General features: G+C 56.9%; 24 protein-coding genes and 1 pseudogene. 16 read left to right on the top strand and 9 right to left on the bottom strand.

Going from position 1 to position 22,775, the window contains the following annotated elements:
• Window positions 1-68: 68 nt before the first annotated feature.
• From F7Q90_RS12945 to F7Q90_RS12930, 4 genes are read right to left on the bottom strand one after another with little or no spacing between them, the layout of a single operon-like run.
• Window positions 69-800, bottom strand: a complete 732-nt coding sequence (locus tag F7Q90_RS12945) for a class II aldolase and adducin N-terminal domain-containing protein (RefSeq protein WP_006118009.1) — start codon at window positions 798-800, stop codon at window positions 69-71.
• A gap of 43 nt (window positions 801-843) precedes the next feature.
• Entirely contained in the window at window positions 844-1,659 is an 816-nt protein-coding gene (locus tag F7Q90_RS12940; protein WP_006118010.1) for an ABC transporter substrate-binding protein, read from the bottom strand.
• A gap of 23 nt (window positions 1,660-1,682) precedes the next feature.
• The gene (locus F7Q90_RS12935; RefSeq protein ID WP_006118011.1) at window positions 1,683-2,555 is read right to left on the bottom strand and encodes a phytanoyl-CoA dioxygenase family protein; all 873 of its coding nucleotides are present in this window, start codon (window positions 2,553-2,555) and stop codon (window positions 1,683-1,685) included.
• 27 nt (window positions 2,556-2,582) lie between these two features.
• A complete protein-coding gene (locus F7Q90_RS12930; protein WP_006118012.1) occupies window positions 2,583-4,106 on the bottom strand; it encodes an amino acid ABC transporter permease/ATP-binding protein in 1,524 nt (507 codons plus the stop codon).
• A 408-nt stretch (window positions 4,107-4,514) separates the two neighbouring features.
• Between F7Q90_RS12930 and F7Q90_RS12925 the strand changes: the two genes are divergently transcribed.
• From F7Q90_RS12925 to argE, 5 genes are all read left to right on the top strand, one after another.
• Window positions 4,515-5,420: a LysR substrate-binding domain-containing protein gene (locus F7Q90_RS12925; protein ID WP_006118014.1), complete on the top strand. Its 906-nt coding sequence runs from the start codon at window positions 4,515-4,517 to the stop codon at window positions 5,418-5,420.
• 245 nt (window positions 5,421-5,665) lie between these two features.
• Complete coding sequence (locus tag F7Q90_RS12920) at window positions 5,666-6,931, top strand: flavin-containing monooxygenase (RefSeq protein WP_006118015.1); 1,266 nt, start codon at window positions 5,666-5,668, stop codon at window positions 6,929-6,931.
• Between the two features lie 17 nt (window positions 6,932-6,948).
• A complete protein-coding gene (locus F7Q90_RS12915) occupies window positions 6,949-7,383 on the top strand; it encodes a RidA family protein (RefSeq protein WP_006118016.1) in 435 nt (144 codons plus the stop codon).
• A complete protein-coding gene (locus F7Q90_RS12910; RefSeq protein ID WP_006118017.1) occupies window positions 7,380-8,054 on the top strand; it encodes a DUF1028 domain-containing protein in 675 nt (224 codons plus the stop codon). The genes F7Q90_RS12915 and F7Q90_RS12910 overlap by 4 nt, the downstream gene beginning before the upstream one ends.
• Window positions 8,032-9,243 carry an acetylornithine deacetylase gene (gene argE, locus F7Q90_RS12905; RefSeq protein ID WP_006118018.1) on the top strand — a complete coding sequence of 404 codons (1,212 nt, stop codon included), beginning with the start codon at window positions 8,032-8,034 and terminating at the stop codon, window positions 9,241-9,243. The genes F7Q90_RS12910 and argE overlap by 23 nt, the downstream gene beginning before the upstream one ends.
• Before the next feature lie 26 nt (window positions 9,244-9,269).
• On the opposite strand, the gene F7Q90_RS12900 is transcribed toward argE, so the two are convergent.
• Window positions 9,270-10,043: a HalD/BesD family halogenase gene (locus F7Q90_RS12900; protein WP_006118019.1), complete on the bottom strand. Its 774-nt coding sequence runs from the start codon at window positions 10,041-10,043 to the stop codon at window positions 9,270-9,272.
• A 98-nt stretch (window positions 10,044-10,141) separates the two neighbouring features.
• On the opposite strand from F7Q90_RS12900, the gene F7Q90_RS12895 reads away from it, so the two are divergent.
• Window positions 10,142-11,044: a LysR substrate-binding domain-containing protein gene (locus F7Q90_RS12895; protein ID WP_006118020.1), complete on the top strand. Its 903-nt coding sequence runs from the start codon at window positions 10,142-10,144 to the stop codon at window positions 11,042-11,044.
• Window positions 11,045-11,134: 90 nt separating this feature from the next.
• Here the strand turns inward: F7Q90_RS12895 and hpxZ are convergent, their stop codons facing one another.
• The 4 genes from hpxZ to F7Q90_RS12875 are packed head-to-tail and all read right to left on the bottom strand — an operon-like array spanning window position 11,135 to window position 14,693.
• Window positions 11,135-11,518, bottom strand: coding sequence for an oxalurate catabolism protein HpxZ (hpxZ, locus tag F7Q90_RS12890; protein WP_006118021.1), 384 nt, complete (start codon window positions 11,516-11,518; stop codon window positions 11,135-11,137).
• Window positions 11,515-12,915 carry an AtzE family amidohydrolase gene (locus F7Q90_RS12885; RefSeq protein WP_006118022.1) on the bottom strand — a complete coding sequence of 467 codons (1,401 nt, stop codon included), beginning with the start codon at window positions 12,913-12,915 and terminating at the stop codon, window positions 11,515-11,517. Before F7Q90_RS12885 ends, hpxZ begins: the two co-directional genes overlap by 4 nt.
• A complete protein-coding gene (gene hpxX / locus F7Q90_RS12880) occupies window positions 12,912-13,094 on the bottom strand; it encodes an oxalurate catabolism protein HpxX (RefSeq protein ID WP_006118023.1) in 183 nt (60 codons plus the stop codon). Before hpxX ends, F7Q90_RS12885 begins: the two co-directional genes overlap by 4 nt.
• Before the next feature lie 12 nt (window positions 13,095-13,106).
• Window positions 13,107-14,693, bottom strand: a complete 1,587-nt coding sequence (locus tag F7Q90_RS12875; protein ID WP_006118024.1) for a gamma-glutamyltransferase family protein — start codon at window positions 14,691-14,693, stop codon at window positions 13,107-13,109.
• Between the two features lie 157 nt (window positions 14,694-14,850).
• Between F7Q90_RS12875 and hpxU the strand changes: the two genes are divergently transcribed.
• From hpxU to F7Q90_RS12825, 10 genes and pseudogenes are all read left to right on the top strand, one after another.
• On the top strand, window positions 14,851-15,690 hold the full coding sequence (gene hpxU, locus F7Q90_RS12870; RefSeq protein WP_006118025.1) for a MurR/RpiR family transcriptional regulator HpxU: 840 nt from the start codon (window positions 14,851-14,853) through the stop codon (window positions 15,688-15,690).
• Window positions 15,691-15,882: 192 nt separating this feature from the next.
• Window positions 15,883-16,668 (top strand): transporter substrate-binding domain-containing protein, encoded by a 786-nt coding sequence (locus F7Q90_RS12865; protein WP_006118026.1) that lies wholly within the window; start codon window positions 15,883-15,885, stop codon window positions 16,666-16,668.
• A 10-nt stretch (window positions 16,669-16,678) separates the two neighbouring features.
• Window positions 16,679-17,344: an amino acid ABC transporter permease gene (locus F7Q90_RS12860; protein WP_006118027.1), complete on the top strand. Its 666-nt coding sequence runs from the start codon at window positions 16,679-16,681 to the stop codon at window positions 17,342-17,344.
• The gene (locus F7Q90_RS12855) at window positions 17,344-18,000 is read left to right on the top strand and encodes an amino acid ABC transporter permease (protein ID WP_033738775.1); all 657 of its coding nucleotides are present in this window, start codon (window positions 17,344-17,346) and stop codon (window positions 17,998-18,000) included. The genes F7Q90_RS12860 and F7Q90_RS12855 overlap by 1 nt, the downstream gene beginning before the upstream one ends.
• Window positions 17,981-18,712, top strand: coding sequence for an amino acid ABC transporter ATP-binding protein (locus F7Q90_RS12850; protein ID WP_006118029.1), 732 nt, complete (start codon window positions 17,981-17,983; stop codon window positions 18,710-18,712). The genes F7Q90_RS12855 and F7Q90_RS12850 overlap by 20 nt, the downstream gene beginning before the upstream one ends.
• Before the next feature lie 21 nt (window positions 18,713-18,733).
• Window positions 18,734-19,969: a pyridoxal-phosphate-dependent aminotransferase family protein gene (locus F7Q90_RS12845; RefSeq protein WP_006118030.1), complete on the top strand. Its 1,236-nt coding sequence runs from the start codon at window positions 18,734-18,736 to the stop codon at window positions 19,967-19,969.
• The gene (gene hpxK, locus F7Q90_RS12840) at window positions 19,966-21,219 is read left to right on the top strand and encodes an allantoate amidohydrolase (RefSeq protein ID WP_006118031.1); all 1,254 of its coding nucleotides are present in this window, start codon (window positions 19,966-19,968) and stop codon (window positions 21,217-21,219) included. The genes F7Q90_RS12845 and hpxK overlap by 4 nt, the downstream gene beginning before the upstream one ends.
• 1 nt (window position 21,220) lies before the next feature.
• Window positions 21,221-21,715 (top strand): 2-oxo-4-hydroxy-4-carboxy-5-ureidoimidazoline decarboxylase, encoded by a 495-nt coding sequence (uraD, locus tag F7Q90_RS12835; RefSeq protein WP_006118032.1) that lies wholly within the window; start codon window positions 21,221-21,223, stop codon window positions 21,713-21,715.
• Window positions 21,712-22,047: a hydroxyisourate hydrolase gene (uraH, locus tag F7Q90_RS12830; RefSeq protein WP_006118033.1), complete on the top strand. Its 336-nt coding sequence runs from the start codon at window positions 21,712-21,714 to the stop codon at window positions 22,045-22,047. The genes uraD and uraH overlap by 4 nt, the downstream gene beginning before the upstream one ends.
• Before the next feature lie 137 nt (window positions 22,048-22,184).
• A pseudogene (locus F7Q90_RS12825) lies at window positions 22,185-22,649 on the top strand (catalase-peroxidase); the annotation flags it as partial.
• Window positions 22,650-22,775 lie beyond the last annotated feature (126 nt).

The raw sequence follows: 22,775 nt of genomic DNA, 5'->3' as shown, positions 1-22,775 counted from the left end.
GCGTGACGGCAAAAGGATGTCGCCACGCGCTGCCCCGGTTTCCGGCATTGTCGTCCGCACGGCCCCACTCAGTCACATAACGTGGGATCGGCCTCAATCATCAACTGCTTCATCTCTTCGAAATGCCGCAGAGAGAAGTCGGGGATGCCTTCCCAGTCACGGGCCGTTTTTTCCGCGACCTCGTCGCTCAGCACCTTCAACGGTTGCCCGGTAGACCAGGCGGTGACCAGAATCTGGCAGGCCCGCTCCAGTGTCCAGATATCATCATAGGCCTCGCCCACCGTCTGGGCGGTAACCATAACGCCGTGATTACCCATCAACAGACGACGCTTATCGGTCAGCAGGCTGGCCAGTCGGGCGCCTTCCTCCTGAGTGTCTGCCATGCCCCCGTACAGGGTATCCACCGCGATACGGTTGAAGTAGCGCGCACTGTTTTGATCGACAGGCGGAATGTGTGGCTGCGCCAGACAGGCGACGCTGGTGGTGTAAACCGGATGCAGATGCATCACGACCCGGGTTTCTGGCAGCCGCTGATGAATTTGCCCATGGATCGACCAGGCGGTGGCGTCTACATCGTCCCGCTCTCCACAGGCGGTATCTTCTGCATTAAGCAGCAGCAGGTCGCTGGCGCGAAGCCGTGAAAAGTGTTTCCACTTTGGGTTCATCAGAAACTGCTTACCATCCGGTGAAACTGCGGCACTGAAATGGTTCGCTACCGCCTCATGCATGCCCAGGTGGGCAATAATGCGAAAGGCCGCCGCCAGATCGATACGGGTCTGCTCTTCAAAAGAAAGCGCCATATTCCCTCCTGAAAATGAACGCGTGACGGGCACGCGTTTGAGATTAAGGTTTTGGCATCAGGGTGTTGAGATCGTCGGCTGTTGGCGCTTCAAAATGGTATTTTTTGAGCAGCGCGGCATATTCAGGCGTTTTACTGAAGGTAGCCAGCGCAGCGACCAGGGCTTTTTTCACCTCCGTATTGTCCTTCTTCACGCCAAAACCGTTTAACACCGGATAGATAAGTGTCGTGGAGGAAATCTGAATACGGTCGCCCAGCTTTTGCACCACACCACGCGCCACGGCGGCATCGGTAATCTGTGCTTCGACCGCATGGGAGAGCATCGCCTGCGTTGTCTGCGGATCGGTCGAATATTCGCTAATCGCGATGGGGGGTTTACCGTTTTTCACACAGTAGTCGTCAGACAGTTTGTGTAACTGCTGCAACCACGACGTGGCGCCCATCGAACCGATTTTATGGCCGCAGAAATCTTCAGGCGTTTTGGGTTGATAATCGCTTCCCTTCAACGACAGGATAGCTTCGCCGCTTTTCAGATAGGGAATCATGTCGATCACTTTCATGCGATCGGCGGTGATGTACATCGACGAATTAGTAATATCAAACCGGTTACTCTGCAAGCCGGTAATCAGGTTAGGGAAACGGGTATCAATGTTAACGGCCTGACGGCCCATCACTTTGGCCAGACCATCAAGAAACTCAATGTCAAAGCCGGCGGGTTTATTATCCTTCATGTACTCATACGGAAAGAAGGTCATATCCGATCCGGCGATAATTTTGCCGGGTTGTAAAAAGGCTGAGGCGTTAAAGGACGCCAGTACAGCGCCTGCGGCAAGCAGACTTAACATGTAGGTTTTCATCATTATTCTCTCTCTGAAAAATGCCATCAGACGTTGGCAAGATCTTTACCGGCCTGTTGAACAAAAAACGAAGCACCGCGCGGTTTCTGCGGCAGGCGGAAGGCGTTTGCGGTGCTGCGGATCATGCCGCTCTCCTGACCGTAAACCAGCGTGCCCGCATCCGGGCTGGGTAACGGGTTTTCACCGAACGGCAGTGCATCTTCAGCGGCGTACACGGCGATAAACAGTGTGCGCGGCCATTCGGTTTCATTGGGACTGGAGGCGTGCAGCAGTCGGGTATGCATAAAGCACACAGAACCCGAGGGACCAAAACAGGCGGTAGGCTGCTGGCACTGTTCTTTCACCACTGCGGGATCAACGGCACCGGTAAAGCGGCCACCCTGCCAGTGTGAATAAACCGGCCCCTGATGGCTGCCCGGCACCACGTTCAGCGGACCATTTTCCGGCGTGACCTCACTGACCATCAGCAGCGCGGTCACGATATCGTCGTTGCTGTGCGGGGTGAACAGGAAATCCTGGTGCCACTCCACTTTCGTTGCGGTATGGGGCAGTTTCGAGTTGATCTTACTGTGATGATAGCGTGCACCGCTGCCCCCGATTAACTGTCCGGCAATCTGCGCCATACGTGACTGCAGTGCCGCATGGCGATAGGCGGCAGAGATATCGTTCGGTGAGCTGACGCGGCGCAAAGAAGGATGATCGGCACGGTGATCGCTCTCAATATCGAAACGCGGACGCCCATCCTGCGTATCGCCCCAGGGCGCATTCTGGCTGCGGCTTTCCTCAACCCACTGGTCAAAGTCGTGTTGTAGCGCTGCGATTTCATCGCTTGTCAGGACATTTTCAACTACCAGAAATCCCTGCTGGTGATACTGATCTACCTGCCACTGTTCAATCATGGTCGTGCCCTCGTGATTAATACATCGTTACGCCAGCGAGACATCCTTCAGAAAAGCTTCCACGCGCGGATGCTGGCCATCGCGTAGAGCCTGCGGCGCGTCGTCACAGACCACGCGTCCTTTTTCCATAAAGACAATCCGGTCAGACACCTTGAAGGCGAAGTTCATCTCATGAGTCACGATCACCATGGTGATGCCCTCGCTTGCTAGGGCTTCAATGACCTGAAGCACTTCATTCACTTTTTCGGGATCCAGTGCAGAGGTGGGTTCATCGAACAGCATGATTTGCGGACGCATCATCAAGGCACGTGCGATAGCCACGCGTTGCTGCTGACCGCCGGAGAGCTGATGAGGGTACTTCCACGCATGGTCGAGCATGCCGACTTTAAAAAGCAGCGCAGCTGCCTGCTGTTTTAATACCGCGGCAGGCGCGAGCTTGTGATAGCGAGGCGCCAGCAACAGGTTGTCCATAACGCTGAGATGACTGAACAAATTAAAGCTCTGAAAGACCATCCCGATATTAAGACGATGCTCTGCATGCTCAACGAAGCGTGGCTTGCGTTGCTCTCCCTGCTGACTGAGATGAATAAAGGGTTTTCCGTTAATACGAATTTCACCGTTATCGATCTGCTCCAGACCATTAAGCAGGCGAATCAGCGTGGTTTTTCCTGAACCTGAAGGCCCGATTACGGAAACCACTTCGCCAGGATGGATCTGCAGGTTAACGGCGCCCAGCACTTCAACATTGTTGTAAGCCTTGTGCAGACGCAGGGCCTGCAACGCTGGTCCGCTGGCGTGAAACGCCTGACGGACAGGATTCACCGCTGCGCGTTGTGCGAGTTCGAAAAGATGTGCATCAGGTTTGCCGGACGGTTGGCGTTGTGTCACGTCCAGATAGCGCTCCAGCTGTTTCAGCAGGAAGTCAAAGACGGTAACGATCAGCACGTAATAGAAGGCCACTGCCGCCATGGTTTCCATGACCAGAAAGTTTTGCGAGTAGAGTCGCTGGCCGACCATCAAAATTTCGGTAAGCGAGATAACAGAGACCAGTGACGTCAGCTTCACGATCGCGATGTATTCATTCGCCAGTGCCGGTAAGGCCACACGCAGTGCCTGCGGGATAATGATGCGCCACTGAATGCCTGCATAGCGTAATCCCAGTGCCCGGGCAGCCTCGCTCTGGCCTTTGGGAATCGCCAGCAGCCCGCCACGGTGAATCTCTGCGATATAGGCGCTTTCACACATGGTCAGCGCAATAAATCCTGCCCAGAATGGATCGCTCAGTACCGTCGACGTGGCGGGCAATGCCTGAGGCAGGTTATAAACAAAGATCAGCAGCACCAGCAAAGGCAGGCTGCGAAAGAGCCAGATATAAAACCGGGCCGGCAGCGTCAATAAGGGATGGCGCGACTGCTTGGCCAGCGCCAGGATAAATCCCGCAATAATGCTCGTTCCCCAGGTCAGCAGGCTCAGTTTGATGACAGTCCATGTCGCCAGCCAAAAAGTAGCGTCGCTAAACAGACTGAACATATAGTTCCAGTTAAATGTCATGGGCTTGCTCACATTAAACAGAAGGGGTGAATAATTCTGTAATTCACTATGGCGGCAGGACGGGAACGATAGCAATTAGTAATTTGCTGGCTTCTGATTTTAAAAAAACTATCCAACTGTTATATCCCTTTTTAAACGGTGTCTTTTTAACAGTGCAGGGCAATAATTAACGTATTCTTTTCCTGTTTGCGCTTATTTAGGGCAGCACGCTGATCATTGCGACGCAGGGTGAGAGTTATTGGTGCAATTTCTTTTTGATGATTACGTTTCTGCCAGACGTAAAAAAACAGGTAATACATAAACGGCGTTCAGGTGGAACGGGCAGGTAAGTGGCACAGCATTTGCTGTGTTGCTTAGGCCGGAACGAAGCAAGGTGTCTTGCTGACTATAAAAAACAGAGGTAACACCATGAGTCGCTTTACACTTAAACAGCTCAGATATTTCGTCGCCGTGGTGAAGACGGAAAGCATTGCGGAAGCCTCGCGTCAGTTGCATATCGCTCAGCCCTCCATTTCCGTTTCCATCAAAAACCTGGAGGACGCCTTCGATCAGCAACTGCTCATCCGCCATCACGCACAAGGTGTTTCACTGACGCCCGGCGGCCGCCGTTTTTACGAAAAGGCGCAGGAGCTGCTACGTCTGACACACGAGTTTGAGCAAAACTCACGTGCAGATAACACCCTGATTTCAGGCACGATTGCGGTGGGATGTTTTGAATCTGCGGCGCCGCTGTATATGCCCAAACTGATAGCCGGGTTTAAAAAACACTATCCGGATATTACCATTGAACTGTACGATGGCGAGCAGCATGAACTGATGCATGGACTCCATCGCGGACGTTTTGATCTGGCTTTTCTCTACGATCTTGAGCTGGATAACACCATTCAAAAAACCACGTTAAACGCCCCGCATAAACCTTACGTGCTCCTGCCGGTAAACCATCCACTGGCACAAAAATCCCTGGTCACGCTGCGTGAGCTGAGTCAGGAACCTATGATTTTGCTGGATGCGGTACCCAGCAGGAATTACTTCATCAATATTTTCAAAAGCAAAGGGTACCACCCGCAGGTAGCCTACAGTTCGCCCTCCATTGAAATGGTGCGTTGCATGGTAGGGCTGGGGTTTTCAGTTCTGGTCACCCGCCCCTGCACTGATGTGACTTATGACGGTGAAAAGCTGGCGCAGATTGATATTGAAGATGATATGGAAGCCTCGACGTTAATCATGGCCTGGTTAAGTCATAATGAACCGACTCGACCGACAAAACTTTTTATGGACTATTGCCAGAATAGTGCGTTGGGGCCCACCGTGTAAAAGTGCCGCGCAATTACCGTGCTGTTTGGTAAGAAAAAGAAATGTATTTGCGGTAAATCTCATCGGCTAATTTCGCGCTTTATTCGCTGAGTGGCTTTAATAACCGGGCACGTATCTTCTGCTTATTAATTTCTTATTCAGATATTAGCTTTATAATATTTTACCCATTCATCTGCCTCGAATAGTCTTGGCGCTGGCGCGTGTCAGGAACACGTCATTAAAACGTCGGGCTTGAGGATGATGGAATGACAATATCAGAGCAAGAAACAGATACCCTGGTGATTGGGGCAGGGCAGGCCGGCATCGCCATGAGCGAGCATCTGGGGCGGCTCGGCATTCCGCATTGCGTGCTGGAAAAAAATCGTATTGCCGAAGCGTGGCGGACCCGGCGCTGGGACTCGCTGGTCGCCAACGGCCCGGCCTGGCACGATCGGTTTCCCGGCATGACTTTTCCGGGGCAGGATCCTGACAGCTTTGTGCCTAAAGAACAGATTGCTGACTATTTTGAAGCGTATGTGCAGCATATCGAGGCGCCTGTCAAAACGGGCGTCGAAGTCATCAGCGTGGTACCGCGTGTCGGGCGCAGCGGGTTCGACGTCTCAACCTCTGCTGGTCCGATCGTTGCCCGGCGCGTAGTCGTCGCCACAGGGCCTTTTCAGAAGCCTGTGATTCCCACCATTGCGCCCACGGATACACGGTTCACCCAGTTACATTCGGCGGACTACCGTAACCCGCAACAACTGCCTGAAGGTGGTGTGCTGGTTATCGGCGCGGGCTCGTCAGGGGTGCAGATTGCCGATGAGCTTCAGCGTGCAGGAAAAGACGTGTGGCTCTCCGTTGGTCCCCACGATCGTCCGCCTCGCCGCTATCGCAACCGGGACTTTTGCTGGTGGTTAGGAGTCCTTGGCCTGTGGGATGCGGCAGCCAGCCAACCTGGGAAAGAACACGTCACCATCGCGGTCAGCGGCGCGCGCGGCGGGCATACCGTCGACTTTCGCAAACTGGCGGAGCAGGGCATCAACCTGGTCGGATTGACGGAGCGCTTTTCCGGCGAGGTCGTGACCTTTAAGCCCGATCTGGCGCAAAACATTGCCGCAGGCGATGAAAACTATTTATCCCTGCTGGATGCGGCCGATGCCTGGGTTGAACGCCATGGCCTGAATTTACCCGAGGATCCGGCCGCACGCGCCTTTCTGCCCGATCCGGAAAGCGTCTCGCATCCCGTGCAGTCGCTCAATCTGGTCCGCGCAGGGATCACGACGCTCATCTGGGCGACAGGCTATGCCACGGATTATACCTGGCTGAAGGTTAACGCCTTTGACGAGAAAAACAGCCCCCTCCATCAACGCGGCGTCTCCCCAGAGTCCGGACTCTATTTCTTCGGGCTGCCCTGGCAGTCGCGCCGCGGCTCCTCGTTTATCTGGGGCGTGTGGCATGACGCAAAGTATGTTGCCGACCATATTGCTATCCAGCGCCAATATCAGGATTACCGTGCCGCGTCAGAAAACTGAACCAGGAGACTGCTGTTATGCCAACCCATACTCGTATTCGGATGTTTAACACCAAAGAAACGTACCCTAATCAAACGCTGGACAACGATCTTTGCCAGGTCGTACGTGCAGGTAACACGGTGTACCTGCGCGGCCAGGTCGGCACTGACTTCGACGGTAATCTGATTGGCCTGGGCGATCCGGCCGCGCAGGCGGCGCAGGCGATGAAAAATGTGAAGCAACTGCTGGAAGAGGCGGGGAGCGATCTGTCGCATATTGTCAAAACCACCACGTATATAGTCGACCCGCGTTATCGCGAACCGGTCTACCGGGAAGTCGGAAAGTGGCTAAAAGGTGTTTTCCCCGTCTCAACAGGGCTGATGATTTCGGCTCTGGCACAGCCGCAGTGGCTGATGGAAATTGATGTCATTGCGGTGATTCCGGATGACTGGAAATGTGGAGCAGACCAATGACCTTATCAGTGACAGCACGGTGTGAAGAAACCGGTCAGCTCGGCATCGCTATCAGTTCATCCAGCATTGCGGTAGGCGCGCGCTGTCCCTGGCTCCACGCCGGCGTGGGTGCCGTATCCAGCCAGAATATTACGTTGCCCTCTCTGGGGCAGCAGATTCTGTTGCATCTGGATCAGGGCAGCGATCTGAACGTGGCGCTAAAGCGGGCGCTGGCCGGCGACAGATTCAGTGATTACCGCCAGGTCGCCGCGATTGATATTCAGGGTAACACGGCGTTTTTCAGTGGCAGCAAGACGCTGGGTATCTGGAGCATGGCCGAAGGAAAAAACTGTATCGCCGCAGGCAATATGCTGGCGAACAAGGGCGTAACGGCATCCATGTGCGCAGCCTTTGAAGCGGCCTCCGGTGAACTGGCCAGTCGGCTGCTTGCCGCCCTTCAGGCCGGCGTGGCAGCAGGCGGAGAAGCCGGGCCGTTACATTCAGCTGCGCTCAAACTTGTGGATGATTATCCCTGGCCGCTGGTGGATCTGCGCATCGACTGGACCGTGCACGACCCTGTCGGGCAGTTGACACAACTGTGGCTTGCCTATGAACCCCAGATGGAAGCCTATGTCACGCGCGCGCTGGATCCGCGTGAGGCACCGGCCTATGGTGTGCCCGGCGATGAATGAGACGTTACGGGCGCTTCTGGCCTCTCTGCTGGCCTTTGACACAACCAGTCGGGTGTCAAACCTGGCCCTGATCCAGTTTATTGACGACTACCTGACTGACAGAGGCATAACGACGCAGTGGCTGTATGACGACAGCGGTAAAAAAGCCAATCTGTATGCGCGTCTGGGGCCGGAGGGCGAAGGCGGCGTTATGCTGTCAGGGCATACGGACGTGGTGCCGGTTGAGGGGCAAAACTGGTCCGTGCCGCCTTTCGCCCTGACGGAACGTGACGGACGATATTACGGTCGGGGAAGCGCCGATATGAAAGGCTTTATTGCCTGCGTGCTGGCCATGCTGGATGCGTTTCTTCAGCAGCCTCTGCGCATGCCTTTGCATCTGGCGTTTTCCTGTGACGAAGAGGTGGGGTGCCTGGGCGTGCGCTCGCTGGTGGCGATGCTCAATGCCTCACCGGCAAAACCGGCGATGTGTATTGTGGGTGAGCCGACCGCCATGCAGCCGGTTTACGGACATAAGGGAAAACGGGCGGTGCGCTGTCGGGTGCAGGGCCACGCCTGCCACTCTGCCTATACGCATCAGGGCGTGAATGCGGTTCACTACGCCGCCCGGTTAATTGCGCATCTTTTGCAGCAGGAAGAAGCGTTAAAGCAGCAACGTGACGAACGGTTTGAACCGCCTTACAGCACGCTGCAGATTGGCACGATTCAGGGCGGGACAGCACTGAATATTGTTCCTGAGACCTGCCAGTTTGATATGGAGTGGCGAACGCTGCCTGGTACGGATGCTCAGGCGCTGTATGACAGCGTACGCCACTTCGCCGAAGCAGAACTGGTGCCTGAAATGCAGCGCACTGAACCGTTGTGCAACATTACCTTTCAACCACTGAGCGACTACCCTGGCTTATTGACCGATCCGCAGACCGACTTTGCCCGCTGGCTGGCGCAGTGGAGCGGACATAACGAGTTCGCTACGGTCGCCTTTGGCACCGAAGGGGGATTATTTGACGAGATTGGGGTAGCCACGTTGGTCTGCGGGCCGGGAAGCATGGAACAGGGACACAAAGCAGATGAGTTTGTCAGTCTTGAACAGCTTGAATGCTGTATGGCAATGCTACAAAACCTGCGTCAGTGGATGGCGGTAACGTCCACCAATAAAGCCACGCAGGGTAGAGCGCGCCGCGCGGCCAGATGATCGGCAAAAACGTTTGCGGGTGCGGTTTACAACCGGCCGTAAAACGTCAGGCGGGCCGTTTCCGACAGGGCGATGCCGGGCGCGGTATTGTAGGCCAGCACCGCCAGCATGCGCGTGACGTCGCCTTCTGTGGGCGTCACGCGATGCAGTGAATTTCGCCCACGAAACAGTACCAGGTCACCGGCATCCATAGCCAGTTCATCGACGGGGTGCTGTTCATCGAGCACGGCGGCCACGCCCGCGTAATTCATTTCGCCCGCATCAGCATCCCGCAGGTCTTTCACATACTGAAACCGTCCACCGCCCAGCGGTTTCTGCACCAGCAACGTGATGGCAAACGAGGAGTTATCAAAATGCCACCCCAGCTCTTTATCCTGTGGCGCATAGTGCAGGTTAATCGAAGACAACGGGTCGGCGTAGGGATACAGCGCCTCTTCGTCCAGCACTTCGCATAAGAAAGACTGAAACAGCGCATCGTCATACAACTGACGCAGCGGGGAATCCGCTGCAATCATATCGTCCGTAATGCACCCTTTGGTGCTGTTCACTTCGCGGTTGCGTGGATGGCTGTCGCTGAAGCCGGCATCCGTTTTCATCAGGTAAACGTTGTGCTGACTGACAGTGTAATAAGCCCGATCGCGCTGCGCATTGCCTTCTGCGACGATGGCCTGCAGGGCGGCAGGCTGCAAAAAATGACGCAACACCAGCGCGCCGTGTTGATTAAGTTGCCTGCGACAGTCTTGACGCCAGGCGTGGTCGGTCAGAGGATGTAAGTCAGTACGTACCAGGGCTTTGGGCATCGTCGCGGTCTCATAATGAAGGGATGAATTGTCACACTAGCCTGCCCGGCATCAGCTGAATACCAATAAATCGTTAATACCCTGATAAGGAATGCTTAATGCCCAACCCGCCATCGCGCCTGCCTAAAATCAACGTGATTCAGTCATTTAAAGTGGCTGCGGAAACCGGCAGCCTGACCAGGGCCGCGGCACAGCTGGCCTTAACCCCTGCGGCGGTGAGTCAGCAAATTCGCCAGCTTGAAGATCATCTTGGCTGCGTCCTGTTTTTACGTACGCAACAGGGTGTGATGCTGACGGAGACGGGCAAGCAGTATCTTCGCTATGTCACGGAAGCCTTTGCGGTTCTCCAGCTTGGTCAGCGCAACATAGGACGCACTGAGACCGCCGCACAGCTTACGCTTTACACGCTGCCGGCGCTGGCGTCGAAATGGCTGTTGCCGCATCTGTGCCGCTGGCGTGAACGCTGTCCGGATGTCAGTCTTTCCTTACATGGCACGCACGCGGAGGTGGATTTTGCTCAAACGCCGGCCGACTTTGTGATGTGCTTCGGCGAGGAAGCGTATCCCAGACTGAATAAAGCGTATCTGTTTCATGATGAGGTGCTCCCGGTCGCCAGCCCGCGGCTGATCGACGCCTTTTCCCGCGAGGATCTGTTACGGCATGCGCCGCTGATTCATCTCGACTGGGGCAAAGAAGGGCGCTTTTTGCCAGACTGGTCGGGCTGGTTTGAGGCGAAAGGAATGGCTGTGCCAGCAGCTCGTCCAGCCATGACCTTTAACCTGACCTCGCTGGCGATTGATGCCGCCGTGGCCGGCGCTGGTGTGCTGCTGGGACAGCGCCGGATGATCGCCCAGGTGCTGGACCGGGGCGAACTGGTCATTGTAGATGCGCTCGCGTTGCCGCTCAGCAAGCCCTATTATCTGGCCTGGCCGAATCGCACGCTGAACCAGCCTGGCGCAGAGGCAATGATCGCCTGGTTAGGCGAGCTCGCCGCCCTGTAGGGCGGCGTAGGGGTTGCAGTTGAGCGCTTTCGCGACGTGAAGCGTTAGACTCAGGCCTCCCGGCCTTAACATATGACTGCTCCGCCGGGCTTAGCTCATCAGACTGACCTGCGCTGCTACGATGCGCCAGCCCTGCGGAAACTTCACCCAGGTCTGTTGCTGACGGCCAATTTTCTCCGTGCCCGCCCGGGTAAATTCGGTGCTGCACACCGCGTACGCGTCACCAAACGTGGTGATCACCGTATTGCGCAGCGTGCGGTCCAGCCCCGCCGACGGTCTTGCCGCGCGAAACGCGCGGATTTCATCGATGCCGTACAGGTTCTCGCCAGCGCCTAAGCGCACGGTCCGCGGATCGTGCCAGAACAGCTCATCCAGGACGGCAATGTCGTTGCCCGTCAGCGCCTTTTCATAACGGTAGAACGCGGCGGTAACGGCGTTCAGCACCTCGGGAAGATTAATCGCGTCAGTATTCATTGTGCTCCTGCCCTGCGGATGGGCGAAAATGTCAGTCCTTGTTGTTCAAGGGCACAGGCTGCGCGTAAGACAGCCTGTTCGTTAAAGGGGGCGCCAATTAACTGCACGCCAATCGGTAAACCGCTCGCCGTCGTCATCGGCACAGTACAGACGGGAAGTCCAAGGAAGGAGATCGGCTGCGTCAGCATGCCCATGCTGGCCTTCGTCGGCAGATTCTGCCCGTTAATGGCAATCGTTTCCTGACCAATTAACGGCGCGCTACATGGCGTGGCAGGGGCGATAAGCACATCGTACTGCGCAAACAGCGGGACGACCTGCTGCTGAAAGTGGCGGCGGAAGCGCTGGGCCTGAACATACCATGCCGCGGGCAGCATCGCACCAGCCAGCAGGCGTTCACGCGAATGGGGCTCAAACAGGTCGGGCTGCTGACGCAGCGCAGGCAGGTAATGATTGCCGCCTTCAGAGGCGGTCATAATAAAGGCGGCCGAGCGTGCTAACTCAGCCTCCGCGATTACCACGTCGTCCTGAGCCTGTAACGCCTGCGCCACCTGTAATTGCGCCGCGCGGGCATCATCATTACACCAGGTCGAAAAGAAGCCGCCCAGTACGGCACAGCGCAAATCCTGTGCACCGTTTTTCAACTGCGGTAAGGTGGCTGCCAGCGGGCGATCGGCCTGGAAGGCGTCCGTGCTGTCGTGCCCTTGCAACAGATCGTAAACCAGGGCCAGATCGTCCACCCGACGGGCGAAGGGACCGATATGATCCAGGCTGGCGACAAACGGATGGCTGCCGCTGCGGGATAAGCGGCCAAAAGTCGGTTTCAGGCCAAAAATCCCACACAGGGAAGCCGGGACGCGGATTGAGCCGTTGGTGTCCGTCCCCAGCGAGAAAGGCACCAGTCCCGCTGCCACGGCGGCGGCCGAACCGCCGGATGAGCCGCCCGCAATGCGCGCCAGATCATGCGGGTTGTGCGTCGCCCCATAGTGGGTATTTTCGGTGGTAAAACCGTAGGCATAGGCATCCATGTTGACCATGCCGGAAAGCAGGGCACCGGCCTGCTGAAGTTGGGTGATGGCAAAGGCATCCCGGGTTGCGGTCGGACGCTGACGAAACAGTCTGGCCCCCGCCAGGGTAGTGTAACCCTGCACGTCAAACAGGTTTTTTACCGCATAGGGAATGCCCGCCAGCGGCGGTAAGGTCTCGCCGCGCAGGCGTTGCTTGTCTATCGCATCCGCTTCCTGCACCATCCGCGTTGCGGTGATATCCGTCCAGGCATTAAGCTGCGGATTCTGTTTCTCAATCACGGTCAGTGTCTGCTCCGCCACTTCACGGGCGCTGATATCACCGTGCTGAATCGCCTGCTGAAGTGCCTGAATGGAAACCTCGTCTGGTCTCATGCTTTGTACACTCCTGCGACTTCGAGCCGGTCGTCCAGCGGATAAGCCATCAACGGGGCCGCCATATCGGCAATGCGCGTCATCTGTTGTAGCAGGGCGGCACGGCGATCCTCGTCCAGTTCCACGTTCAGGATTTGCTCCATTTGGGCAATATAGGCTGCCCAGTCACTCTGATTCATGATTTACTCCTGTCAGAAACCGGCGGCGCTGCCGTTGCTGCGCGGATCGCTTGCGCCTTCAAACATACCGTTGTTGTGACGAACAATGGCACCTGCATGGCCGACGGCCTCACTGTAGGCCGGCAGCGACTCCACGTCATGTCCTAACGCACGTAGCGCCTCCAGGGTGTCGGGCGCGAAGCGACTTTCCAGTTTGAGCGAGTCCGACAGCTGGCCCCAGGTCCGCCCCAGCAGCCAGCGAGGTGCGCTAACGGCCTGCTGCAGCGGCAGGCGCTGAATAACATGGCGGGTAAAAATGGCTGCCTGAGTTTGCGGCTGGCCATCGCCGCCCATGGAGCCGTATACCATGGTGCGACCATCCTTCAGGCGTGCGGCGGCAGGATTCAGCGTATGGAAGGGTTGTTTACCGGGCGCCAGCGCCAGCATATGGTCGGGATCGAGGCTAAAAGCCGCTCCCCGGTTTTGCCAGACAAGTCCGGTGCCGGGCACCACTACACCGCTGCCAAACTCATGATAAATACTTTGGATAAAGGAAACGGAAAGCCCGCTGCTGTCCATCACGCCCATCCAGACGGTATCGCCAGGCCCGCGACCGGTTCCCCAGGGCGCAGCGCGATCATCCTGAATCTGGCTGGCGAGGGTGGCGAGGGTTTCGCCGTCAAGCAGTGCCTGCAGATCCTCAACCACATGGCGGGGATCGGTAATATGCTGATCCCGAAGGGCAAACGCTTTTTTGGTGGCTTCGACGATACGGTGGATCGTTTGCACCTCATCTGCGTTCGCCATGTCCAGATGATCCGTGATGCCCAGTATGGCCAGCGACACCATACCTTGTGTCGGTGGAGTGATATTCCAGATATCGCCTTCGCTGTGGCGAATATGGAGCGGCGTGACGCGGCGAGCCCGTTGCTGCTGTAAATCCGCTAGGGTGATGGGAATGCCCAGATTGACCATTTCTTCCGCAAGGTGCTGTGCCAGCGTGCCGCGATAAAAACTGTCCAGACCTTCTTCGCTCAGCAGGCTCAATGTACGGGCTAAATCAGGCTGGGTGAAACGGCTGCCTTCCGCTGGCACATCGCCGTCCGGTAAAAACGTGGCGGCAAAGCCAGGCAGATGCTGTAGCTCGTCGCGCTTCGTCCGCGTCGCAGCGGCTTGTGAGGCGGTGACGGGAATGCCATCGGCAGCATAGCGAACAGCATCGCGGAGTAAGCGCGGTAAAGGCAGGGTGGTTCCCCCCAGTTCTGCGGACAGGTCCAGTGCCGCCTGCCAGCCGCTCACCGTGCCCGCCACCGTCAGGGCCGCTTTAGGCCCACGATGAGGGATATGGGTTTCCCCCTTATAGAAGTCAAAATTCGCCAGCGAACCCGCTCTGCCACTGCCATCAATGCCAACCGGATCGCCTTTGCCTGGCATGATCAGCCAGAATCCGTCACCGCCCAGCCCATTCATGTGCGGATAGACCACCGCAATCGTCGCCGCGGCGGCCACCATGGCCTCAATCGCGTTCCCCCCTTCCCGCAGTACCGCCAGCGCACTTTCACTGGCCAGATGATGCGGCGTCACGGCCATGCCTAACGGGGCCAAATTGCTCTGAATCATGCTCTTCTCATTCTGTTTTTCAGGGTACAAAGCAAAAGGTTAAGCAAGAGCCGTTCCAGTTTTTAAGAAGACAACGTCTCTGGACAGGTTTATCTGGCCCAAATTATGCTAGCTTCTGTGGCAATCCCGCGATTGAAACAAAAGTTACAGGACCTGAATGAAACAGCTTGATGAGCGACTCAGAACGCATTACCCCCAGCTTTCGCTGCAGGAGCAGCGTATAGCCGACTTTATTTTTGACCACTTTGATGACCTGATTAGCTATAACAGTGCCGAGCTGGCACGCCTGAGCGGTGTCTCAAAAGCCACGGTGAGCCGACTGTTTAAGCGCCTGGGCTATGACAAATATAAAGACATGCGCGATGAGCTTCGTACCCTGCGCCAGAGCGGTATGCCGTTAACGGATAACCGGGATGCGGTACAGGGAAATACCCTGCTGTCGCGGCATTACAAGCAGGAAATGGCCAATCTGACACAATGGGTTAACAGCATTGATCCCCAGCAATTCGCCGATGTGATCGCCCAACTGGCGCAGGCAAAGCGTATCTATATTGTTGGCATGCGTAATGCCTATCCGGTGGCGCTGCATCTGCGTCAGCAGCTCATTCAGACGCGTGCTCAGGTGCATATTCTGCCCCAGCCGGGCCAGACGCTGGCAGAGGATTTGGTGGACATCACGCCGGAGGACATGGTGGTCGTGATTGCGTTTCGCCGCCGCACCCGCATTATTCAGCCGTTAATGCAGCAGCTGCAAAACGCAAGGATTCCGGTACTGGCGCTGTGTGAGCCTCAGGCGCAGAGCGTGATTTCACTGGCGCGCTGGCAGTTTTGCGCCCCGCTGGACAGCGTCTCCGCCTTCGACAGCTACGCTTCGGCCATGAGCCTGGTGAACCTGCTCGCCAACGCCCTGCTGCATGAATTACTGGCGCTGGGGCGGCCGCGTATTCATCAGATTGCCGATCTTTATCAGCACCTTGATGAGCTGGAGCACCGTTAGTAGGCACCATTTTGGTGCTTTGCCCCTTTTTGGACCGTCTCCCGGGGTGACTCGGGAATCGTATCGAGCTTAGTAAAAGCCGCCATTTCAGCGTTAATCCGCATTTATCTCCCTCCCGTTGCGTTGGCACATTAGTTGCAGAATGCCAATCATAAGAATCTTTTGTTTCACACAATTTCACCGGGGTGCATAATGAAAAAAGTATTAATGGCCGTTGTCGCGGCAGCCGTACTGATGGCACAGGCTGGCAGCGTGCTGGCGGATCAACTGCAGGACATCCAGAAACGCGGCGTGCTGCGGGTGGCAGTACCGCAGGATTTCCCACCGTTTGGCTCCGTGGGGACCGATCTGCAACCGCAGGGCTATGACATCGACATGGCAAAGTATCTGGCCAAACAGATGAAACTTAAGTTGCAACTGGTGCCGGTCAGCAGTGCCAACCGTGTGCCTTATCTGCAGACGGACAAGGTGGATCTGGTGATCTCCAGCATGGGGAAAAATCCTGAGCGTGAAAAGGTAATTGATTTCAGCCGGGCTTACGCGCCGTTCTTTCTGGGCGTTTTTGGACCTAAAGGCGATCATCTGAAAGATCCCGCCGCGCTGAGCGGCAAGTCGGTGGGTGTCACCCGTGGTGCGGTGGAAGATATGGTGCTGAGCGAGGTGGCGCCGAAAGACGCGCAGGTGAAACGTTATGAAGATAACAACACCACGTTATCAGCCTACCTCTCCGGACAGGTGCAGTATGTCGCTACCGGCAACCTGGTCGTCGCAGCCATTACGCGTCAGAACCCGGCTAAAGCCCCTGTTGCGCAGTTCATGCTGAAAGACTCGCCGTGCTATATCGGACTGAAAAAAGACGAGCCGGCACTGAAAGAGAAAGTGAATGCGCTGATCGACCAGGGCATTAAAGACGGCACGCTGAACAAAATGTCCGAAGAGTGGCTGAAAGCGCCGCTGCCAGCCAACCTGGGCGCATAAGGACGGGGCAATGACCGGGCAACTTAATTTCCCTGCATTATTGCCGTACTGGCCGGAGTTGCTCTCCGGCCTGTGGGTAACGATCCAGTTAACGGTGCTGGCGACGGTCGGCGGCGTCAGTATCGGTATTATCGGCGCGGCGCTGCGCAGCGGTAAACCCAGTTGGTTAAGCCGCCTGTGGGGCATCTATGTCGAACTGATTCGTAATACGCCGTTTGTGGTGCAGCTGTTCTTTATTGTGTTCGGTTTACCCAACCTGGGGCTGAAACTCACCGCAGGGGAAGCCGCACTGCTGGCGATGCTGGTTAACCTGGGTGCCTATAGCACGGAAATTATCCGGGCGGGCATTCAGGTCACGCCAAAAGGGCAGTGGGAAGCCGGTCGGGTGCTGGGATTAACGCGCAGCCAGACCTTTCTGCGCGTGGTGTTGCCACCGTCGCTGCAACGGATTTATCCGGCGCTGGTGAGTCAGTGCATCATTGTGATGCTGGGATCGTCGGTCGTCTCGCAGGTCTCCTACGAGGAGCTGACCTTTGCCGCCAACCTGATTCAGTCACGCACGTTTTTGAGTTTCGAAGTCTACTCGGTGACCACGTTGATCTACCTGGCGTTGTCGATAGTGATGCGTCAGCTGCTGCTGGCGATTGGCCGCAAGTGGCTGGGGGTGCAGGCATGATGACAACCTTTACCGACTGGGACATCGTGCGCAACCTGCTGCTGGCCGCGCGCTGGACGATTGCCCTGTCGCTGGTGGCCTTTTTAGGCGGTACGCTCGTGACGTTACCTCTGCTGTTTTTACGTCTGTTAAAGCGTAAATGGCTGACGCGAATCATTCGCGCGTACACCGAGCTGTTCCAGGGCACACCGCTGCTGATGCAGCTGTTTCTGGCTTTCTTTGGCGTCGGGCTGTTTGGCATCGACGTTGCGCCCTGGACCGCTGCGTCGCTGGCGCTGACCTTTTATACCAGCGCCTATTTGCTGGATATCTGGCACGGCAGTATTCAGGCGCTGCCAAAAGGGCAGTGGGAAGCGTCACGCTGCCTCGGCCTGAACTTTGGTCAGACGCTCACGCGGGTGATTGCGCCTCAGGCGATCCGTATTGCGATTGCCCCGACAGTGGGGTTTGCCGTGCAGGTCATTAAAGGCACCGCGCTGGCCTCCATTATCGGATTTGTCGAGCTGACCAAAGCCGGCACCATTTTGAATAACGTGACCTACCAGCCGTTTAAAGTCTTTGGGCTGGTGGCACTGGGCTACTTCCTGATGTGTTATCCGCTGTCGCGTTACAGCCAGTATCTGGAGAAAAAATTCAATGCCGCTCATCACCATTAATCAGGTCCAGAAGTATTACGGCACCAACCATGTTTTGAAAGGCGTGGATCTGGATATCGATATGGGAGAAGTGATCTCGATTATCGGTCGCAGCGGTTCCGGCAAAAGTACACTGCTGCGCTGCATGAACGGGCTGGAAGGCTATCAGGATGGCAGCATTAAACTCGGCGGCATGACCATCACCGACCGCGACTCACAGGCGCGCGAAATCAGCCGCTCCGTAGGGATGGTATTTCAGAACTTCAACCTGTTCCCACATATGACGGCGCTGGAAAACGTCATGCTGGCACCGCGTCGGGTTCTGAAAAAAAGTCAGGCCGAGTGCCGCGAACTGGCAGCCCGTATGCTGGAAAAAGTGGGGCTGGGCGAGCGGCTGGATTATTACCCGTCCAGCCTGTCAGGCGGACAGCAACAGCGCGTAGCCATTGCCCGCGCACTGGCCATGGAACCCCGGGTATTACTGTGTGATGAGATCACCTCAGCCCTGGACCCGGAGCTGGTCGGCGAAGTGCTGAAAGTGCTGGAGCAACTTGCCGCCGAAGGCATGACGTTAATTCTCGTCACCCATGAAATGAACTTCGCCCGCGATGTGGGCGATCGTGTGGTCTTTATGCATCAGGGGCGCGTCTGGGAACAGGGGGACAGCAAAACACTGTTTGCCCATCCGCAGACGGCGGAGCTAAAGCAGTTTATTTCCTCTGTGCGTCTGTGAGTGCTTAACAAGGAATTCACTATGGATATCTCTCAATTTTCGCAAATTAATCCGCCTCAGCGCCTGTTAATGGGCCCCGGTCCGATCAACGCCGATCCGCGTGTGCTGCGCGCGATGTCGAGCCAGTTGCTCGGACAATATGATCCGGCGATGACCCATTACATGAATGAAGTGATGGCGCTCTATCGCGGCGTGTTCCGCACCGAAAACCGCTGGACGCTGCTGATCGACGGTACCTCACGCGCCGGTATTGAAGCGATCCTGCTGTCGGCGATTCGCCCTGGCGATAAGGTGCTGGTGCCGGTCTATGGCCGTTTTGGTCATCTGCTGTGTGAAATTGCCCGTCGCTGCCGGGCCGATGTGCACACCATTGCGGTGCCGTGGGGAGAGGTGTTTACGCCCGATCAGATCGAAGATGCGATTAAAAAAGTAAAACCGCGTTTGCTGTTGACCGTACAGGGCGATACCTCAACCACTATGCTGCAGCCGCTGGCGGAGCTGGGGGCGATCTGCAAAAAATATGGTGTGCTGTTTTACACCGATGCCACGGCGTCGCTGGCGGGCAATGCGCTGGAAACCGATGCATGGGGCCTGGACGCGGTGTCCGCCGGCATGCAGAAATGCCTGGGTGGTCCGTCAGGAACTTCGCCGATCACGCTGAGCGATGAGATGGCAGCGGTGATCCGCCAGCGCAAATGCGTAGAGCAGGGGATCCGCACGGATGCGCACCAGGATGGCGATGACGAGATGATCTACTCCAACTATTTCGATCTCGGCATGATCATGGATTACTGGGGCCCGGAACGCCTCAATCATCACACTGAAGCGACCAGCGCCCTGTTCGGCGCGCGTGAATGCGCGCGTCTGATTCTGCAGGAAGGGCTGGATAACGGGATTGCGCGCCACAAGCTGCACGGCGAAGCGATGTTAAAAGGCATTCAGGGGATGGGGCTGGAAACCTTTGGCGATCTCAGCAACAAAATGAGTAACGTGCTGGGCGTAGTGATCCCTCAGGGCGTCAATGGCGATGAGGTCCGTAAGCTGATGCTGGAAGATTTCGGCATTGAAATCGGCACGTCGTTTGGTCCGCTGCACGGCAAAGTCTGGCGCATCGGCACAATGGGTTACAACGCGCGCAAAGACTGCGTGATGCAAACCCTGGCCGCGCTGGAAATGGTGTTGTCGCATGTCGGTTACCGTACGCCACAGGGCGCGGGCTCGCAGGCGGCATGGAACCACTACGGGAGCCATGCATGATGATGAATGCCAGCGAGGCTCAGGTTGCCGCCCGGCGCGTGATGGCGCGCTGTGATGCGCTGGCTGAGATCAGTGAAAGCGAACAAGGGCTGACAAGGGTTTATCTGTCGCCGGAACACCTGCGTGCCAACGCGCGCGTCGGTGAGTGGATGCAGGCCGCCGGTATGACGGTCTGGCAGGATGAAGTCGGCAATATCTGCGGCCGCTACGACGCCGCCCAGCCTGGCGCACCTGCGCTGCTGCTGGGCTCGCATCTGGACACGGTTCGTAATGCGGGCCGCTATGACGGCATGCTGGGCGTGCTGAGCGCGATTGAAACCGTGCAGTGGCTCCACGATCGCCAGCGTCGCCTGCCCCTGGCCATTGAAATCATCGGCTTTGGTGATGAAGAAGGCACGCGTTTTGGCATTACCCTGCTGGGCAGTCGCGGCATTACCGGCACCTGGCCTGACAGCTGGTCGACCCATCCTGACGGCAATGGCATTACGGTGGCACAGGCGATGCAGGATGTCGGCCTGGACGCCAGCCAGATCTCACGTGCCGCGCGTAACGTCAGCGACATCGTGGCCTATCTTGAACTGCACATAGAGCAGGGGCCTTGCCTGGAGCAGGAAGATCTCGCGTTGGGTGTGGTTACCGCGATCAACGGTGCCCGTCGCCTCAATTGCTGTTTCACCGGTGAGGCCGGTCATGCCGGAACCGTACCCATGGCGCATCGTAAAGACGCGCTGGCCGCTGCCGCAGAGTGGATGGTATTCATCGAGCATACCACGCGCGATCAGACTTCACCGCTGGTCGCCACGGTGGGCACGCTGAACTGCGCGCCGGGCGCGGTGAACGTCATTCCGGGGGAGGTGCATCTGTCGCTGGATGTGCGTGGACCCGAGGACGCGCCACTTGAATCGTTGCTGTCCTCGTTGCTGACCCAGGCGGAAGCCATTGCACTGCGTCGCGGTTTAACCTTTAGCGCGCAGGAGTATTACCGTATCGCGGCAACGGCCTGCGATGCCGGATTGCAACAGGCGCTGAGCCACGCGGTAGAAACCGTTCAGGGACGCTGCCTGGCGCTGCCCAGCGGGGCGGGTCATGATGCTATTGCCATTGCAGAGCGCTGGCCGGTGGGGATGCTGTTCGTGCGTAACCACCGCGGCATCAGCCACCATCCGGCAGAATCGGTGAATGAAGCCGATGTCGCGCCAGCGGTTCAGGCCTATTTGCAGACGATTTGCCACCTTGCGGAGCAGCATTAATATGGATCTGGATACCTTTAACCAGTTACCGGAAGCCGCTGCACAGCTTGCCCTGTCCCACTGCGTTGCGCTGCCGCACTGGCAGCTGGCGCTGGTGGCGGCCCGCCCGTTTCACAGCCTTGATGCCCTGCTGGCTGAAGCACAACGGCTGACACAGGACTGGCAGGAGGACGATCTGAATCAGGCGCTCTCCGCTCATCCACGTATCGGGGAAAAGGCGCAGGGCAACGAGAAGGAAAAACAGTTGTCGCGTAGCGAACAGGCGGCCATGCAACACGCAGACGACGCGTTACATCAGGCCATGGTGCGGGGCAATCAGGCATATGAGGCGCGCTTTAAACGGGTATTTTTGATTCGGGCCAAAGGACGCAGCGCACAGACGCTGCTTGATGAACTCACTCGGCGGCTGGACAACAGCCCGGAAACCGAGCAACAGGAAGCCCTGGCGCAGTTGCGGGAAATCACCCTGCTGCGCTTAAAGGAGAGTTTTTCATGAGCACCATCAGCACTCACATTCTGGATACGGCGCTGGGAAAACCCGCGCCGGGCGTTGCCATGTTGCTGGAACAGCACACGGCACAAGGCTGGACTCCCTGTGCACAAGGCGTCACAGATAACGATGGTCGTCTGAAGGATCTGACACCTGAGCCACTTGCGCCTGGGCAGTATCGCCTCACGGCAGATATTGGCGCCTACTTTCGCGCGGACGGACGGGAAACCTTATACGTCAGCGCACAAATTGATTTTGTCCTCACGGAAAGCGGCAGCCATTACCACTTGCCCTTTTTGATATCCCCCTGGAGCTGGTCCACCTATCGCGGCAGCTGACGGGTCCATCGGGCGCAGCTTTTTTTTCGCTGCGCTTGAAAGCTAATGGCTATCAATACCTTCGGCCCATCCGACTATATTCCTGCTAACGCCAGGGTTATCTTAGCGATGACAATGTGAAGGCAACGGAGCCGATAATGAGCACGCCAAAAGATAATGATGTAGCCGCTTCAGGTAAATGTCCCTTTCATCACGGTAAATCGGAAGAAGAAAGCGTTCTGGCTCGTGGAGCCGGTAGTGGTACCAGCAATCGCGACTGGTGGCCAAATATGCTGCGCGTGGATCTGCTGAACCAGCACTCCAAGCGCTCTAATCCCCTCGGCGAGAACTTCAACTACCGCGAAGAGTTCAGCAAACTGGACTATTCCGCACTGAAAGCCGATATCCGGGCGTTGCTCACCGACTCCCAGTCATGGTGGCCTGCCGACTGGGGCAGCTACATTGGTCTGTTCATCCGCAAGGCGTGGCACAGTGCCGGCACATACCGCACTATCGATGGCCGTGGCGGCTCCGGTCGTGGTCAGCAGCGTTTCGCGCCGCTGAACTCCTGGCCTGACAACGTCAGCCTGGACAAAGCCCGTCGCCTGCTGTGGCCGGTCAAATCGGCATAGGAGGCAGGCATCTCAGCCTGCTCCCCTGCCACACCACCCGGCATGCGGGCCCGCACCGGGCGGTTCGAAAGTTTGAGGTTACACGAGTCGGGGTAAACCTTGTCTGTCGAACCACGC

The sequence above is a fragment of the Pantoea stewartii subsp. stewartii genome, assembly GCF_008801695.1.
GTDB classification, from domain to species: domain Bacteria; phylum Pseudomonadota; class Gammaproteobacteria; order Enterobacterales; family Enterobacteriaceae; genus Pantoea; species Pantoea stewartii.
This window is presented reverse-complemented; position numbering and strand designations above follow the sequence as displayed.